The organism is Sphingobium sp. OAS761 (assembly GCF_024168485.1).
Classification (GTDB): Bacteria; Pseudomonadota; Alphaproteobacteria; order Sphingomonadales; family Sphingomonadaceae; genus Sphingobium.
Genome location: NZ_JALJVY010000001.1, coordinates 432,883 through 449,209, shown reverse-complemented (window position 1 = coordinate 449,209; position 16,327 = coordinate 432,883). Strand labels below are relative to the sequence as shown.

Genomic DNA, 16,327 nt, shown 5'->3' with positions numbered 1-16,327 from the left:
ACAAGCCGAGGGAATGAGGGATGCGGTTTCCAGGAAGGATGATGAGGATGAACAGCCAGTCCAACGCCACGTTCGAACAGGATCTTTTGGATCGCGGCTATTCGCGGCGCCAGCTTGCGAAAGTCGCCGCCCTTCTGGGCGCGGGCGCTGCCGCGATCCGGGTGACGGGCGCGGCTGCGCAGCAGGCGGCCAAACCGGTCGAGGGCGCCGTGCGCATCGGTGCCAATGAATGCTGGACCGGCCCTTTTCCCGTTGCAGCGGAGTCCGCCTTCAAGCTGGTGACCGAGGGCAATCGCTACGAACCCGACAATGAGCATGAAAAACTCTTCGCCGCAGTATCCGCGGTGGAGGGCATTCCGGCCGACCGGGTCACCGCATGGCCTGGTTCTTCAGATCCGCTGAGCCGCGTCGCGGTCGCCTATGCCTCGCCCTCGCGCGGCATCGTCACCGGCGACCCGACCTATGAGGCAATCTGGCGCACCGGCGCATGGCTGGGCGCGAAGGTCACCAAGGTGCCGCTGACCGCCGATCATCGCCACGACGTCAAGGCGATGCTGGCGGCCGATCCGAATGCGGGCGTCTATTATATCTGTTCGCCCAACAATCCGACCGGCACGGTGACGCCGATTGCCGACATCGAATGGCTGGCCAACAACAAGCCGAAGGATTCGATCCTCGTCGTGGACGAAGCCTATATCCACTGGTTCGACGGTCCCAATGCGGCGAAGCTGGCGGCTTCGCGCGACGACGTGCTGATCCTGCGCACTTTTTCGAAGCTGTTCGGCATGGCGGGCATGCGCCTGGGCCTCACCTTCGCCAGCCCGTCGCTGATGGAAAAAATGATGCGCTATGACGGCGGCCAGGTTACGGCGATGCTGCCGATGACCGCCGTCGCCTGCGGCACCACCTCGCTCACGCAGGCGGACCTCATCAAGGCGCGGCGCGCTGAAATGATCGCCGCGCGCGAAAAGTCCGTCAGCCACCTCAAGTCGAAGGGCATCAAGGTCATCCCGGGCAGCCATGCCAATATGTTCATGGTGGACTGGGGCAAGCCGGCCAAGGACATGCAGGCCGCCATCCTGGAACAGGGTGTGCAAATCGGCCGCAGCTGGCCCATCTGGCCCAATGTATCGCGCGTTTCCGTGGGTTCGATGCAGGAAATGGAAGCCTTCAACGCGGCGGTGGACAAGGTCTGGAAGGCCTGACCCCGCACCAGCGGTCCGATTCTGACATTCGATACCTTTCGAGGCCAAGCCTCCTCGAATGTCAGAATTTCTTCGGTTCATTCTAAATATTTGATTCTACTGTATTTTACGATTTTGACATTGCAGACCCACCCAAATCGCCGGGGGATACAAATGTCAAAATCGATCCACCAGCGCATAAAAATTGCAAATCTGTATGGCGGCACATTGCGGAAATGTGCCGCCATTTCGTCTTTCCTGATGACTGGAGCCAATTTCTGGAACGGGGACGGACACATGACGATGATGCTGACAGAGGATGCCAAGGAAGACCTGATCGAGCGCGGCTATTCGCGCCGCCAGCTGGGTGAGATAGCGGCCCTTGTGGGCGCCGGAGTCGCCGCCAGTTCGCTTCTCGGCGGCGCCGCGCAGGCGCAGCAGCAGGCCGCGCGCGGCATTGCCGGCGCCGTGCGCATCGGTTCGAACGAATGCTGGACCGGCCCCTTCCCGTCGGGCGTTGAAGCCGCCGCGCAGGCCGCCGCGGTCGGCAACTGGTATGACCCCGACAATTATCGCGGCGACCTGGTCAAGACCGTCGCCGCGGTCGAGGGTATCCCCGAAAGCCATGTGATGGTGTGGCCGGGCTCGGGCGGTCCGCTGGTCAGCACGGTTGCAGCCTTCTGCTCGCCGACCAAGGGCCTGGTCACGGCGGACCCGACCTTTGAATCGGCCTGGCGCACCGCCGATTATCTGAAGGCCCCCATCGCCAAGGCACCTCAGGCCATCGGCAAGGGCCACGACGTCAAGGCGATGCTGGCCGCAAATCCCAACGCCGGGCTCTATTATATCTGCACGCCCAACAACCCGACCGGCACGATCACCCCGCTGGCCGATATCGAATGGCTGCTGGCCAACAAGCCAGCCGACAGCATCCTGCTGGTCGACGAAGCCTATATCCACTTCTCCGAAGCGCCCAGCGCGGCGAAGCTGGTGGCGGGTCGCAAGGACCTGATCGTCATGCGCACCTTCTCCAAGCTGTTCGGTATGGCGGGCGTGCGCCTCGGCCTTACCTTCGCCGATCCTGAACTGCAAAAGCGCATCATGCTGTTCGGCCCGACCGCGGGCGGCCTGTCGATCACCGCCATGCACTGCGGCAACGCCGTCTATACCGAGGCCGACCTCATCAAGGCCCGCCGCGCCGAAATGATCGCCAACCGCGATGAAACCATCGCATGGCTGACCAAGAAGGGCATCGAGGTGCAGCCGGGCAGCCAGGCGAACATGTTCATGGTCGACTGGAAAAAGCCTGCCAAGGAAATGCAGACGGCGATGCTGGCGACCCCCAACAAGGTGCAGATCGGCCGCAGCTGGGCGATCTGGCCCACCGTGTCGCGCGTGACGGTCGGCTCCGCCGACGACATGGCAAAGTTCCGCGAATCCGTGGATCTGGTCTACAAGGCCTGATCTGCCACAGCATGACGAATGACGGGGCGTCCGGGAAACCGGGCGCCCTTTCGCATACATCGTCCATCGCTTGCCGGTTACCGGCGCCGGGTTTTTGCGTCGTACGGTCGGCGGTCAGCGCGCGCCGCTCGCCAGGAATACCGCATATTGCGCGTCGAACGCGCGCCGGAAAGCAGGCCGCTCCTCGCCGCGGGCGACATAGGCCATAAGGTTGGGGCAGGTTTCGAGAAGGTTCCAGCCGTCCAGCCGCCGCAGCACCGTCACCATCATGATGTCGGCTACGCTGAACGCCCCGGCCAGCCATTCGGCATCGTCAAGGCTTGCCGACAGCGCGTCGATCCGCTTGCGCACATGGGCATCCAGCGCGGGCAGACGCGCGTCAAACCAGGGCTTGTCGCGTTCCACCAGTTCGGCCATCTCCCGCTCCACGATCGGCGGCTCCACGGTGTTGATCGCGGCGAACATCCACGACAGGGCGCGCGCCCGCGCCACGGCATCCACCGGCAGCAGGCTGCGATGGCGTTCGGCGATATGCAGCAGGATCGCACCCGTCTCGAACAGTGCCACCGCGCCGTCCTCATAGGTCGGAATCTGCCCGAAAGGCTGGATCGCCAGATGCGCAGGTTCCCTCATCTGCGCGAAGGACAATAACCGCACATCATAGGGCTGCCCCGCCTCCTCCAGCGCCCAGCGGACGCGCATGTCCCGCGCCTGCCCCTGCCCGCGATCGGGCGCCGCCGCAAACGCCGTGATGATCGGCCGCATGGCTCCTGCCTCCCCTTTCGTACGGTGTCAGGCGCTTGCCGCCGATGTTTCGCACAGCGCCTTGAATTGCTCGGCCATCTCGTCCCAACCGGGATGGAAGCCCATATCCTCGTGCCGGCGCTTCGCATCGGCATCCCAATGCCGCGCGGTCGCGGTGAAGCGCGTCCCCTCCCCTTCGTCGGCAAAGGTCCAGATGCTGGTCAGGAACGGGGCCTGCGGTATCCAGCCCGACGCGTAGGCATCGGTGGTGATGATTCGCTCGCCGGTCACAACCTCCAGGAAAATGCCTTCCATCGGGCCGGTATCCTCTCCGTCGGGACCGAACATGCGCACCGCGCTGCGCCCGCCCGGACGCAGGTCCTCCTCCACGACTTCGGCTCGCCACGGCTTGGGACAGAACCATTCGTCCTTCAGGTCCGTCCACACCTTCCAGCAGATCGCGCGCGGGGCGGCGATATGGCAGCTCACCGACAATTCATGCTCGGCCACGCTCATGCCGTTTCTCCCTCGAAAGCGGCTTTCATCCGCGCCAGGTCCAGTTTCTGCATGGACATCATCACCCCCATCATGCGCTTTATTCCGACTTTGTCGTCGGTGCGGTACAGCGCCTCGACTTCGGCGGGGACCAGTTGCCAGGACAGGCCATATTTGTCGGTGACCCATCCGCAGGGCCCCGGCTTACCGCCGTTGGCGGTCAGCGCGTCGAAATAACGGTCCAGTTCAGCCTGGTCGGCGCACGACACCGAAAGCGATACGGCCTCGGTGAAGGGGAATTTTGGCCCGCCGTTCAACGCCTGATAGCTGTCGCCGAACAGGGAGAATTCGACCAGCAGAACGCTGCCCCCCGGCAAGGGCGACGGCGATGGGTTTTCGTCGGGATAATAAGTGACATGATCCACAGTTCCACCAAAGACGGACGCGTAGAAGCGCGCTGCTTCCTCGGCCTGGCCGTCGAACCACAGACAGGGGGAAATCCTGCTCATTGCCCGCTTCCCCTCATGCCGACCAGCGCGAACATCGCGCCCTGCGGGTCAAGCCCCTGGATGACCCATGCACCGCCCGGCACTTCCATCGGGCCATTGATCACGGTGCCGCCGCCATCGCGCACCCGCGTCACCGCCGCGTCGATGTCGCCCACCACGAAATAGAACAGCCACAGCGGAGCGGGCATCTCCTTGGGCAAGGGCATCACGCCGCCCGTCATGTCCTGAAAATCGCTGCCGCCGGTCTGCGAAACGAGCTGGTAGGAGCCCATGGCGCCCATATCCATCGCCTGGCCCGTGGTCCATCCGAACTGGCCGGTGTAGAAGGCCAGGTCACCGTCGAAATCACCGGAATAAAGCTCGTGCCAGCCGACATGCCCCTGCGCCATCGGCGATGCCGGCGTCATGCCTTCCGGGCTGGAGCCCTTGAGCAGCATGAACGTTGCCCCGCCCGGATCACCCATCACGGCGAAGCGGCCGACACCGGGAATATCCTCCGGCGCGCGGCGGATGCTGCCGCCGGCGCCGGCCAGCCGGGCGGCAACCGCGTCGACATCGGCCGATCCGATATAGCCGCCCCACCAAGGTTTCATGCCGCACGCCCCTGCCTCGGCCGGGATTGCCATGATGCCGCCCAACGGCCCGGCGCTGCCGGAAATCACATGATAGGGGTCGCCCGTGTCTTCGCCGCCAAAGGCGTGCGCGGTCCATCCCACCACATCGCCGTAAAAGGCCAGCGCCGCCTGCGGATCGCTGGTCATCAATTCGTACCAGAAGAATTTTCCGTTCAGGTCCGTCATCGTCCGTCTCCTGAATATGGGGTCAAGCCTTCGCGTCGACCAGCACCTCGAACCCGCCATAGATGAGGCGGGCACCCACGAAAGGCATGTCGTCCTCGCCTTCCTTGGGCTGCATCCGGGGATCGGCCATCACCTTTGCGGCCCCCGCGTCGCGCGCATCCTTGTCGGGCCATTCGATCCAGGAAAAGACGACCTCCTCATCCTCCTCGGCGATGACAGCGGTACGGAAATCGTTGATCTTTCCGGGCTTTATATCGTTGGCCCAGCATTCCACCACGCGCAACGCGCCATGTTCGATGAAGATGGGCGCGGCATAGGCCGCAACCTCCCGATACCGTTCTTTGTTGCCCTTCGGCACCGGAATCACGAAACCGTCCATATAGGCCATCGTTCCTCTCCTTCCTCCCCGGCCGCTCAGGCGGCGGCGGGTTCTTCCTTTCCGGCCGCCATGGCCGCCGCGACGTCCATCCACATCACTTCCCAGATATGTCCGTCCGGGTCGGCGAAGTTGCGCCCGTACATGAAACCATGATCCTGTGTCGGATTGGGCTCCGTGCCGCCGGCGGCCAGCGCTCTATCAACCATAGAGTTTACGGCTTGGCGACTTGTCTCGCTGAGACAGAGCAGAACCTGCGCCGTTTCATGCGCGTCGGGGATCGCGCGCGGCGTGAAACCGCGGAAGCGATCGTGGGTCAGCAGCATTGCGTGGATCGTTTCGGAAAAGCTCACCATCTGCGCGCTGTCGTCGCCGAACTCATTGTTCCGCACCGCGCCGACCGCCTCGTAGAAAGCGATGGACGTCGGCAGGTCGGCGACGGGCAGGTTGACGAAGATCATCCGGGGCGCGGGCTGTTCGGTCATCGACGGTTCCTTCGCTATCATGACGGACGGGGGTCTGCTCGCATATCGAGCGACTCACGACTTGAACCTTCTGCCTTATTGAATTACTTTATACAACTGTTGAGTTAGAAAAGATAACTGATGAACATTCCCGTCAAGAAACGAGCCTATCAGGACGGATGCGCCGTCGCCCATGCGCTGGACATCATCGGCGACCGCTGGGCGATGCCGATCATGCGCGAATTGATGCTGGGGCCAAAGCGTTTCACCGATCTGCGCGCCGGACTGCCCGGTATCAGCGCCAATGTGCTGACCCAGCGGCTCGATGAACTGGAGGCGGCCAGCATATTGGTCCGCAGGCGTCTCCCACCGCCCGCCGCCAGCCAGATCTACGAACTGACGGATTGGGGTCGCGAGTCGGAAATCCTGTTCCAGACGCTGGGCCGCTGGGCCTGCCGGTCGCCCACCATGGAGCCGGGCAAGCCGATGAGCACGGTGTCGGTCATCCTGTCGATGCGCACGATGATCGATCGCGCCCGCCTGGGCGATCTCGACGCGGTCGTAGGGTTCGCGTTCGGCGAGGAAACATTCCGCGCGACCATCGCCGACGGCGATTGCCGGATAGACCGCGGCGACATTTCGGATGCGAATGTCATCTTTCGCGGTGACCAGAATGCGCTCGTCGCGCTCCTCTACGGCGGGGCCCGGCCCGAACATGTCTCAGACGCCCTCACCATCGAGGGGGACAAAGCATTGGCCCGGCGCTTCGCCGGGCTCTTCCCCCTTCCCCCAAAGGCGCCGTCGACCTGCCGGGCCGACTGACGGAACAGGCGCTATTCGCTGGTCATCGGCAGCGGCTGCACCATCAGCTTGGGCGCACCAGGCCCCGACGGCTGAACCGACGACTGGACGGGCGGCTTGACTGCGGGCGCATCGGCTGGCGGCGGCGCGCTTTTTTCCAGGGCGCTGGTGTAGCTGGGTGTCCAGCCGTCCGGCGGCACCTCTGCTGGTGGCCTGGGCGGCGGCGGCAGCGGCGTGGGCGACACGACGACCGTGACGGTCGCGCCGAAACGCGACTGCCATTCGGCCAGGCGCCGCAGATAATCCTCATAAGCCGCGTAGAATTCCTGGTATGGCTTTTCCAGTTCCTCCAGCCATTGCGGTGCCATCAGCAACAACTGCGACGAAGGCGTCGACAGCATCTTGGCTCCGACCGTCACCGCGACCGGGCAGAAATGCTTGATGACCGGTGGCAGGGCGAAGAAATTATAGACGACCGTATTGAGACGTTCGCGCGACCCCAGCGCCGAACTGCCAAACGCAACCTTGTAGTTGCGGTCGACCGCGGCGTTGGCGGTTTTCAGTGTCGGCCCATGTACGGTCAATATCTGGTTATATTGGGTGCGGGCGGCGGCGCCGTACCTGTCGCAGTTCAGCGCCGCGACGTTGAGAGCCATGCGGACGTGCCAGAGCGCGGTGTTGGACGTCACGCCGCGATTTGCGGTGAGATATTGTCCGTCGTCGGTCTTTTCGGGAATGCTCATGCCTTCAGCCGCATTGTCCGGCGGTACCGGCCTGACGGTCGGCACGACGGGCGGCGGCGGCGTGGGCGGCGGCGGCGGCGGCTTTGAGCAAGCGGCCAGGACCGCCAGCGATACCAAGGCAATCCGGCCAGAAAGGCGGCGCGAAACGAACATTAAATTCTCCGAGAGGATTCCAAGGCGGTCATGCCGGGCATTCTTCTCCGAGGAAATATGCTTAACCCTCGGCTCGTCGCAAGTGCTTACGCAGTTCGCCGCTCAAGTGCCTGCGCGGCCTGTTCCATCAGCTCGGCGATGATCGCCGCGACCGGCTCTTCCCTGGTCACCATGCCGACCGACTGGCCCGCCATCAGCGATCCGCCCTCGACGTCGCCGTCGATCACCGCCTTGCGCAGGGCGCCGGCCCAATAATGCTCGATCTGCAACTGGGCCTCGCCCATGTCGACCGCCCCGCTGTCGAGCAGGTTGGCGACCTCGCGCTGCTTGGCGGTAAAGGCTTCGGTGCCGGCATTCTTGAGCGCGCGCACCGGGATGACCGGCAAGCGCGGATCGATCTGTACGCTGGCGACGGCATCGCGCGCGGATGCGCGGAAGAAAGCCTTTTTGAAGGCAGGATGAGCGATGCTCTCGCTCGCGCAGGCGAAACGCGTGCCGAGTTGCACGCCCGCAGCGCCCATTTCCAGATAGGCGGCGATCGCCTCGCCCCGGCCGATACCGCCGGCCACGAACACCGGAACCTGCCCCGCCATTTCCGGCAGGATTTCCTGCGCCAGCACGCTGGTCGCGACCGGACCGATATGGCCGCCCGCTTCCATGCCTTCGACCACCAGCGCGTCGACGCCAGACCGCACCAGTTTTTTCGCCAGCGCCAGCGCCGGGGCGAAACAGATCAGCTTCGCGCCTTTTGCCTTGATCGCCTCGATACTGCCCTTGGGCGGCAGGCCGCCGGCCAGGACGACATGCGACACGTCGTGCTTCGCGCAGATTTCGATCAGGTCGAACAATTGCGGGTGCATGGTGATGAGGTTCACGCCGAACGGCTTGGCTGTCAGCACCTTGGTCGCGGCGATCTCCGCGTCCAGCAGTGCAGGTGTCATGGCGCCGCAGGCGATCACCCCGAAGCCGCCCGCATTGGAGATGGCCGCCACCAGATGGCGTTCCGAAACCCAGCTCATCGCCCCGCACAGGATCGCGGCGTCGCAGCCCAGAAATTCCGCGCCGCGGGCCATGAGGGAAGCGAGTTTGGCGGTCGTCATGTCATCTAGCCTTCAAGAATCAAAAAGCCCCTCCCCCATCGGGGAGGGGTTGGGGCGGTGACTTGCCGAAGCATGCCCCGTCGCCCTTGCACATATCCCCCCTGACCGGGGAGCCGCCAAAAATCAAGCCGCCGGGGCGTCGAGACCATAAGCGGTGTGCAGCACGCGTACCGCCAGTTCGGTCTCGTCCTCGTCGATCAGCACGCTGACCTTGATCTCGCTGGTGGAGATCGCCTCGATATTGATGCCGCGATCGGCCAGGGTCTTGAACATGGTGGCGGCGACGCCGGCATGGCTGCGCATCCCCACACCCACGACGCTGATCTTGGCCACTTCGGTGTCGGTGATGATCCGACGAAAACCGATTTCACCCTTGTTGGCTTCCAATATGTCGACGCTGCGGGCGAGGTCCGCGCGCGGGACGGTGAAGGTAACGTCGGTTTCCTCATTGTCCTTGGAATCATTCTGGATGATCATGTCGACATTGATCGCCGCGTCGGCCAGCGGCGTGAAGATGCCGGCGACCGCGCCCGGCCTGTCGGGCACGCGGGTAACGATGATCTTCGCCTCGTTCTTGTCATGGGCGATGCCGGTGATGAGCTGACGTTCCATCTTGCTGTCCTTGAGCTTGGCTTCCAGTTCCGCGTCGCTGACGATCAGCGTGCCGGGCAGGTCGTCCTGGGTGGGGTCGTCGAAGGAGGACAATACCTGGACGACCACGCCTTCCTTCATGGCGAGGCCGACCGACCGGGTCTGGAGCACCTTGGCGCCGACCGAGGCCAGCTCCAGCATCTCCTCATAGGTGACGAGGTCCAGCTTGCGGGCCCGCGCGACGATGCGCGGGTCGGTGGTGTAGACGCCATCGACATCGGTGTAGATGTCGCAGCGGTCCGCCTTTACCGCCGCCGCCACCGCCACCGCCGAGGTATCCGATCCGCCCCGGCCCAGCGTCGACACGCGGCCATCCGCCATCATGCCCTGGAACCCGGGGATGACCGCCACCTGCCCGGCCTGTATCGCGGCGATCAGCGCATCGGTTTCGATGGTGGAAATGCGCGCCTTGGCATGGGCCTCTATCGTGCGGATGGGCATTTGCCAGCCCAGCCAGCTGCGCGCGTCCACGCCCATGGCCTTGAGCGTCATGGCCAGCAGCCCGCTCGTCACCTGTTCGCCCGACGCGACGACGACATCATATTCGGCCGGATCGTAAAGCGGCGAGGCTTCCTTGCAGAAGCCGACGAGACGGTCGGTTTCGCCGGCCATGGCGGACACCACGACGGCGACCTCATGCCCCTGATCGACGACATGTTTGACGCGCGCGGCCACGTTGCGAATCCGCTCCATCCCCGCCATGGAGGTGCCGCCGAATTTCATCACGATGCGCGCCATTTGCTTGTCGAACCTGTCCGTTGTTATGAAACAAAATGTCTCGAAAAGGGCAAAACGGCGCTCCTATTAGCAGTCGCCGTGGATATGGCAAGCAATCCCCTGCGCCGCGCCCTTTCGCCTGCCCGCTCCTGGCCCGGGACGATATCATCTGGTCATTTGCCTGATCGGCCCATGCTGCTAGAATATGGGAACATCATGATGAAGGACAGCATGACAGACACGGCTTCCGCGACGATCGACCCACGCGAAGCCGCGCATTTCGGCGCGATGGCGGCACAGTGGTGGGACCCCGAAGGCTCCAGCGCGATGCTGCACAAGCTGAACCCGGTGCGATTGCGCTATATCCGCGCCGCGATCGACCGGCAATGGCCCGGCCAGGAGCAGGCCTTCCGTCCGCTCGCGGGCAGGCGCGCGCTCGACGTGGGGTGCGGCGCCGGCCTGCTGGCCGAGCCGCTGGCGCGGATGGGCGCCATGGTCACGGGCCTGGACGCGGCGCCGGAAAATATCGCCGCCGCCCGCGCCCATGCGGACGCGCAGGCGCTGGACATCGACTATCGCGCCACGCCGGTCGAGCAGATGGCCGAAGGCGGCTTCGACCTCGTCACGTCGATGGAAGTCATCGAGCATGTCGCCGATCCGGGTGCGTTCATCGCGGCGCTGTCGGACAGGCTGGCGCCCGACGGGCTGCTGATCCTGTCGACCCCCAACCGCACGCCGCTGTCGCGGCTGGCGATGATCACCGTCGGAGAGAGCGTGGGCGGCATTCCCAAGGGCACGCACGACTGGAGCAAATTCATCACGCCCGACGAACTGACCGCGCTGCTCGATGCGGCCGAACTGGAGGTGACCGACCGCAGCGGCCTGTCCTTCGATCCGCGCAAGGGCTTCGTGCTGTCGGCCAACGATGCGATCAACTATCTGCTGACGGCGCGCAAACGCGGCTGATCGGCCAAAGCAGCGCGACGGAGCGGGTGGCATGGCGCGGAACGAACAGGTCGATGCCTATATCGCAAAGCAGGCGGATTTCGCCCGGCCTGTCCTGAGCCATCTGCGCGACCTGGTGCATGGCACGGTGCCGGACGCGCAAGAGGCGATCAAATGGGGCATGCCCTTCTTCACCTTCCGGGGCCAGAACCTGTGCAACATGGCCGGGTTCAAGGCACATGTCGCGTTCGGCTTCTGGCATGACAAGGTGGCGCGGGAGGAAGCGTCCGATGCGGCGATGGGCCAGTTCGGCCGGATCGCGGGGCTGGACGACCTGCCGCCCGACGGCGAGATAGCGGCACTGATCGCGCAGGCACGCGCACTGATCGCGGCGGGCGACCGCCCGCGCACCGGCCCCAAGGCGGTCAAGGCGCCGCTGCCGGTCCATCCCGATTTCGCCGCCGCGCTGTCGGCGCATGCCGCGGCCGCCACCGTCTGGGCCGCCTTCCCGCCCGGCAAGGTCCGCGACTATTGCGAATGGATCAACGAGGCCCGGACGGAGGCGACCCGGAACCGACGGATCGCGCAGGCGGTCGAATGGATCGGCGATGGCAAGGGCCGCAACTGGAAATATGAACAGAAAGCCCGGTAGCCGCGGCCGTCGGACAGCATTTCGCAAGGCTGCCATCCTTGCAAAGTTCACACTGTCGTGGCCGACGGGAAACCGCCGAGTCAGACCTGTGGCGTGGATTTCGCAATAGGAGAATTTTTGCAAAGTCGCTTCACGCCGGTGCGGGCGGCGGCGCGAGGCGGGATCGCTGACGATGAAAAGAGCCGGCGACGACGATAGCATGGCGGCGGGGCTGTAGGACAGGCTGTTCCGCCATCGCCGGCCGGGAGGCGGAGGCGGAAGAGATGTTCGTCCCCCCCGCCCCGTGCTTACCATTCATAGGCCTTGGGCAAGGCGCCTTCGGCCGGATCGGCGTAGCGATCGCGCAGCCGGGTCTGGCGGTTGACCAGCGGCTGTTCCACCCCGTCGATCCAGACCGCGACCGGGGCCGAGGTCATTTCGAACGGATCGCCGTCCCACATTACGACGTCGCCTGCCCGGCCCGGCCTGAGCGAGCCGATCCGGTCGCCCAGCCCCATCGCCTCGGCCGGAGCGGAGGTGATGGTGCGCAGCGCCTGCCCCCAGCTGAGACCGGTCGCGCCGGGCACCTTCGTGAGCGCCACCATATTGCCCGCCTGCTGGGTCGCGACGCGCAATTGCAGCGCGTCGTCGCCGGTCAGCATCCCCATCGACACCGCGACCCCGGCCTTCACCATGCGGCCGACATTGCTCTGGGTCGCGGCCAGCTTTTCGAAGCTGGAGGGAAGGTCCTCCAACCCCGCCGTGATGACCGGCACGTTCGCGGCCGCGATTTGCGGGGCGACCATCCACCCTTCGGTCGCGCCCGCGATGATCAGCCTGAGCGCCGGAAATTCCTGCCGCAAGGCAAGCACGGTCAATATGTCGCGTGCGCTTTCGACATGAACCATCAGCGGCATCGCACCGGTGACGACCGGCACCAGCGCCTGCGCGTCGACGCGGTTGAGCAGCGCGTCGCGCGAGCCCCCGTCATAGCTGGCAGGCGCCTTCGCATAATCCTGCGCCTGATGCAGCATCATCCGGAAGGTCAGCACCATCGCCGCGCGGCTGCCGCCGGCCTCCTGCGCGCCGGCCTCCCCCATTTCGACATATTGGAAGGCGCGCGCCTTGGTGATGGCGTTCATGTCGGCGCCAAGGTCGATCACCGCCCCCTGCCCGGCGAACATGCCATCGCCCGCGGCCGGCGCCACGACCGCGCGCGTCACGCCGCCGGTGCGGCTGATCGCGATCGGGTTGGCGAGCGGATTGATCGCCGGAGCGACGTCGATCGCGGCTGAAAACGGTGAGCTGGCGCGGGTGTCGTTGGTTTCCTTCACCGCAGGCACTTCGGCCAGGCCAACGCGCGAGAAGCCCGACACGATGCCCGGCGTCACCCATTTGCCACCGGCATCGACGATCTTCGCCCCGGCCGGAACGGCGACGCCCGCACCAGCCGCCACCACCTTGCCCCCGGCAATGACCACGGTCCCGTTGCGGACGGGTTCCGACCCGTCGCCGATGGCCAGCGTCGCGCCGGTGATGGCGACGGAGGATTGGGCGATGACCGGCGTGGCGACGGTCATCGCGAGGACGGCCAAGGCCGAACGAATATGCCCTATGCCGTTCATTTCACGTCCCCCCCGCCGATCTGGCCCAGTTCGAAATCGGTCACCGGCCGCAATTTCGGATTGGCGCTGTCATACATCAGCGCGCCGTCGATCCAGACCTTTTCCGGCCGCGTATAGGTGCTGAACGGATTGCCGTTCCACAACACGACGTCGGCCATCTTGCCGGTCTTCAGACTGCCGGTCCGATCGGCGATCCCCATGGCGCGGGCCGGATTGATGGCGAGCCATGTCCATGCGACCGCATCCGATATGTCGATGCCCATGCGCCGCCCGGCGCCCAGCGCCTTTGCCGCTTCCTGGTTGAGCCGCTGGATGCCGTCCTGATCGTCGCTGTGGACGATGGCGCAGGCGCCCGCCCGATGGACGAGCGGGATATTTTCCTTGATGCCGTCATAGGCTTCCATCTTGAAGCCATACCAGTCGCCCCACAACGCGGCGCAGATGCCGTTGTCACGCAGCAGGTCCGCGATCTTGTAGGCTTCGACCGCATGGTGGAAGGCCGCCACCTTGTAGCCGAATTCCTTGGACATATCGATGACGTTGGCCATTTCGTCGGCGCGATAACAATGGTTCTGGACCAGGATCTTGCCTTCCAGCACATCCGCCAGCGTTTCCATGCCCAGGTCCCGGGTCTGGTCCTTACCGGCCGCGCGCTTCTTCTGATATTCGCGGGCCTTGATCCAGGTCTGGCGGTCGACCGCCATATTGCCCATGCGGGTCGACGGCTCGCGCCCCTTCGACCCGTAGACGCGCTTGGGATTTTCGCCGCAGGCCATTTTCAGGCCATAGGGCGCGCCGGGGAATTTCATCCCCTGCATCGTACGCGCGGGCACGTTCTTCAGCGTGACGCTGCGCCCGCCGAACAGATTGGCCGAACCGGGCAGGATCTGGAGCGTGGTCACGCCGCCATTGGCCAGCGCGCGGGAAAAACCGGGGTCCTGCGGCCAGATGCTGTGTTCGGCCCAGACATGCGGGGTCACGGGCGATGTCGCCTCATTCCCGTCCGACAGCGCGTCCACGCCGGGCGAAGGATAGTCGCCCAGATGGCTGTGGATGTCGATAACGCCGGGCGTCACATATTTGCCCTGGGCGTCGATCACCGTCACGTCCGCCGGGATGGGCGTGTCCGGCCCGCCGATCGCCGTCACCTTGCCGTCCGACAGGAACAGCACGCCATTGTCGATGCGCGCGCCTTCCCCGTCGAAGATGGTCGCGCCGCGCAGGACCGTCGGGGTGCCGGGATAGGGCCGGTAGGTCGACGGATAGGGATTTTCCGGTTCGGCCGACGCACCTTGCCATGCCGGTGCCTCGTCCCTGTCCTTTCGCGCCGCGAGCGGCGTGGCGGTCCCCGCCAGCAATGCCGCGACCAGCACCAGTCTGCCCGCCATGCTCATGCCTGTTCCTCCCTGTCCGAACCGATGCTGTCGAGGTGCATCATGCGCGTCACCAGCGGCGCCAGCAGCAGCACGACGCCCCCCATCACCACCGAGAACCAGCCGATCCGGCTGTACACGTCAAGCACCTGCGATACGTCGCCCGCTTCCCCGCTGCCGGTGGCGCGCGCGATCAACCCGGCGATAAAGTTGCCGGCCGCCATGGCAAGGAACCATGTGCCCATCACCAGCCCGACCATGTTCGACACCGACAGGCGCGTCATGGCGGACAGACCGACAGGCGAGAAGCAGAGTTCGGCCATGGTGTGCAGCAGGTAGATCAGGAAGACGAAGATCACCGGCGTGAGCCGAGCGCCCGCCATCGCGGCTCCCGCAACCAGGACCAGGAACCCCGCGCCGCACAGGATCAGGCCGATGCCGAACTTCGCGGGCGATGACGGTTCCAGCCGCCGCTTGTCGAGCAGGGTCCACAGCAGGGCGAACAACGGCGCCAGCAGGATGATGAAGATCGAGTTGACCGACTGGAACACCGACGCGGGCACGTCCCAGCCCATGATCATGCGATCGACATTGCGGTCGGTGAAGATGTTGAGGGACGATCCGGTCTGTTCGAACAGGCCCCAGAACAGCGGGTTGAGCGCGATCAGGAACAGGGCGGCAAAGATCCGGTCGCGATCGATCCGGCCCAGCGTGCCGACCGCCCGCCACAGGATGTAAACCACCGTCAGCGCGGAAAATGCCAGCAGTGCATAGCCAAGCCATTCGGCATAGCGGATGACCAGCCAGACCCCGGCGACGCCCAGCGCCGCGCCCAGATAGATGGTCCATTCCTGCGACAGGCCGACAGCCGTCGGCGCGCGCAGGGTTTGCGGCCGGGGCGGTTCGCCCCGGCCCATCAGCCATGGCTTGAGCCACACGAACATGACGAGGCCAAGCAGCATGCCCACGCCCGCCGCGCCGAAGCCCCAGCTCCACCCCCACAATTCGCCCAGCAGGCCGCAGACGATGGGACCGAGCATCCCGCCCATGTTGATGCCCATGTAGAAGATGGAATAGGCGGGGTCGCGGCGGTGATCGTCGCGCGCATAAAGTTCGCCGACCAGAACCGACACGTTGGCCTTCAGGAAGCCGGTGCCCACGATGATGCTGGCAAGGGCAAGGTAGAAGCCGTTGAGGAAATAGAAGTCCTGCCCCCCCGGCCCTTCGGTCAGCGCGATCAGGAAATGGCCGATGGCGATGAATATGCCGCCCGCCGTCACCGCCTTGCGCGGGCCGAGGTAGCGGTCGGACAGGTAACCGCCGATCACCGGCGTTATGTAGACCAGCGAGGTATAGGCCCCGTACAGCAGATAGGCCTTGTCCTCGCCGAACAGGAAATGCTTGGTCAGGTAGAAAATCAGGATGGCGCGCATCCCGTAATAGGAGAAGCGTTCCCACATTTCCGCGAAGAACAGCAGATACAGCCCGCGCGGATGGCCGAGCCAGGTTTTGCCCGGCCCCACCGCCATCATGTCCGAAGTCGCCATCCGGC

The 16,327-nt window shown here is 64.9% G+C and carries 17 protein-coding genes; 5 read left to right on the top strand and 12 right to left on the bottom strand.

Going from position 1 to position 16,327, the window contains the following annotated elements:
- Positions 1 to 47 precede the first annotated feature (47 nt).
- A complete protein-coding gene (locus J3E64_RS02300) occupies positions 48 to 1,205 on the top strand; it encodes a pyridoxal phosphate-dependent aminotransferase (RefSeq protein WP_253339175.1) in 1,158 nt (385 codons plus the stop codon).
- A gap of 276 nt (positions 1,206 to 1,481) precedes the next feature.
- Entirely contained in the window at positions 1,482 to 2,648 is a 1,167-nt protein-coding gene (locus J3E64_RS02295) for a pyridoxal phosphate-dependent aminotransferase (protein WP_253339173.1), read from the top strand.
- Between the two features lie 114 nt (positions 2,649 to 2,762).
- On the opposite strand, the gene J3E64_RS02290 is transcribed toward J3E64_RS02295, so the two are convergent.
- Genes J3E64_RS02290 through J3E64_RS02265 form a run of 6 tightly spaced genes read right to left on the bottom strand, consistent with a single transcriptional unit; the run spans position 2,763 to position 6,057 of the window.
- Positions 2,763 to 3,413, bottom strand: coding sequence for a glutathione S-transferase family protein (locus J3E64_RS02290; RefSeq protein ID WP_253339171.1), 651 nt, complete (start codon positions 3,411 to 3,413; stop codon positions 2,763 to 2,765).
- Between the two features lie 27 nt (positions 3,414 to 3,440).
- Positions 3,441 to 3,908: an SRPBCC domain-containing protein gene (locus J3E64_RS02285; protein ID WP_253339169.1), complete on the bottom strand. Its 468-nt coding sequence runs from the start codon at positions 3,906 to 3,908 to the stop codon at positions 3,441 to 3,443.
- On the bottom strand, positions 3,905 to 4,396 hold the full coding sequence (locus J3E64_RS02280; protein ID WP_253339167.1) for a VOC family protein: 492 nt from the start codon (positions 4,394 to 4,396) through the stop codon (positions 3,905 to 3,907). Before J3E64_RS02280 ends, J3E64_RS02285 begins: the two co-directional genes overlap by 4 nt.
- On the bottom strand, positions 4,393 to 5,196 hold the full coding sequence (locus J3E64_RS02275; protein ID WP_253339165.1) for a VOC family protein: 804 nt from the start codon (positions 5,194 to 5,196) through the stop codon (positions 4,393 to 4,395). The genes J3E64_RS02280 and J3E64_RS02275 overlap by 4 nt, the downstream gene beginning before the upstream one ends.
- 22 nt (positions 5,197 to 5,218) lie before the next feature.
- The gene (locus tag J3E64_RS02270) at positions 5,219 to 5,584 is read right to left on the bottom strand and encodes a DUF1428 domain-containing protein (RefSeq protein ID WP_253339163.1); all 366 of its coding nucleotides are present in this window, start codon (positions 5,582 to 5,584) and stop codon (positions 5,219 to 5,221) included.
- Between the two features lie 26 nt (positions 5,585 to 5,610).
- Complete coding sequence (locus J3E64_RS02265) at positions 5,611 to 6,057, bottom strand: VOC family protein (RefSeq protein WP_253339161.1); 447 nt, start codon at positions 6,055 to 6,057, stop codon at positions 5,611 to 5,613.
- 120 nt (positions 6,058 to 6,177) lie between these two features.
- On the opposite strand from J3E64_RS02265, the gene J3E64_RS02260 reads away from it, so the two are divergent.
- Positions 6,178 to 6,858 carry a winged helix-turn-helix transcriptional regulator gene (locus J3E64_RS02260; RefSeq protein WP_253339159.1) on the top strand — a complete coding sequence of 227 codons (681 nt, stop codon included), beginning with the start codon at positions 6,178 to 6,180 and terminating at the stop codon, positions 6,856 to 6,858.
- 11 nt (positions 6,859 to 6,869) lie between these two features.
- Here the strand turns inward: J3E64_RS02260 and J3E64_RS02255 are convergent, their stop codons facing one another.
- The 3 genes from J3E64_RS02255 to J3E64_RS02245 form a co-directional block, all read right to left on the bottom strand.
- Positions 6,870 to 7,733 carry a hypothetical protein gene (locus tag J3E64_RS02255; RefSeq protein ID WP_253339157.1) on the bottom strand — a complete coding sequence of 288 codons (864 nt, stop codon included), beginning with the start codon at positions 7,731 to 7,733 and terminating at the stop codon, positions 6,870 to 6,872.
- An 86-nt stretch (positions 7,734 to 7,819) separates the two neighbouring features.
- On the bottom strand, positions 7,820 to 8,833 hold the full coding sequence (locus J3E64_RS02250; RefSeq protein ID WP_253339155.1) for a nitronate monooxygenase family protein: 1,014 nt from the start codon (positions 8,831 to 8,833) through the stop codon (positions 7,820 to 7,822).
- A gap of 123 nt (positions 8,834 to 8,956) precedes the next feature.
- Positions 8,957 to 10,222, bottom strand: coding sequence for an aspartate kinase (locus J3E64_RS02245; RefSeq protein WP_253339153.1), 1,266 nt, complete (start codon positions 10,220 to 10,222; stop codon positions 8,957 to 8,959).
- Between the two features lie 210 nt (positions 10,223 to 10,432).
- Here J3E64_RS02245 and ubiG point away from each other — a divergent pair, with 210 nt between their 5' ends.
- Both ubiG and J3E64_RS02235 read left to right on the top strand, forming a co-directional pair.
- Entirely contained in the window at positions 10,433 to 11,167 is a 735-nt protein-coding gene (gene ubiG / locus J3E64_RS02240) for a bifunctional 2-polyprenyl-6-hydroxyphenol methylase/3-demethylubiquinol 3-O-methyltransferase UbiG (protein ID WP_253339151.1), read from the top strand.
- 31 nt (positions 11,168 to 11,198) lie between these two features.
- On the top strand, positions 11,199 to 11,798 hold the full coding sequence (locus tag J3E64_RS02235; protein ID WP_253339149.1) for a YdeI/OmpD-associated family protein: 600 nt from the start codon (positions 11,199 to 11,201) through the stop codon (positions 11,796 to 11,798).
- Positions 11,799 to 12,085: 287 nt separating this feature from the next.
- On the opposite strand, the gene J3E64_RS02230 is transcribed toward J3E64_RS02235, so the two are convergent.
- The 3 genes from J3E64_RS02230 to J3E64_RS02220 are packed head-to-tail and all read right to left on the bottom strand — an operon-like array spanning position 12,086 to position 16,322.
- Complete coding sequence (locus tag J3E64_RS02230; protein WP_253339147.1) at positions 12,086 to 13,402, bottom strand: amidohydrolase family protein; 1,317 nt, start codon at positions 13,400 to 13,402, stop codon at positions 12,086 to 12,088.
- Complete coding sequence (locus J3E64_RS02225) at positions 13,399 to 14,796, bottom strand: amidohydrolase (protein WP_253339145.1); 1,398 nt, start codon at positions 14,794 to 14,796, stop codon at positions 13,399 to 13,401. The genes J3E64_RS02230 and J3E64_RS02225 overlap by 4 nt, the downstream gene beginning before the upstream one ends.
- Positions 14,793 to 16,322, bottom strand: coding sequence for a peptide MFS transporter (locus J3E64_RS02220; protein ID WP_253339143.1), 1,530 nt, complete (start codon positions 16,320 to 16,322; stop codon positions 14,793 to 14,795). Before J3E64_RS02220 ends, J3E64_RS02225 begins: the two co-directional genes overlap by 4 nt.
- Positions 16,323 to 16,327 lie beyond the last annotated feature (5 nt).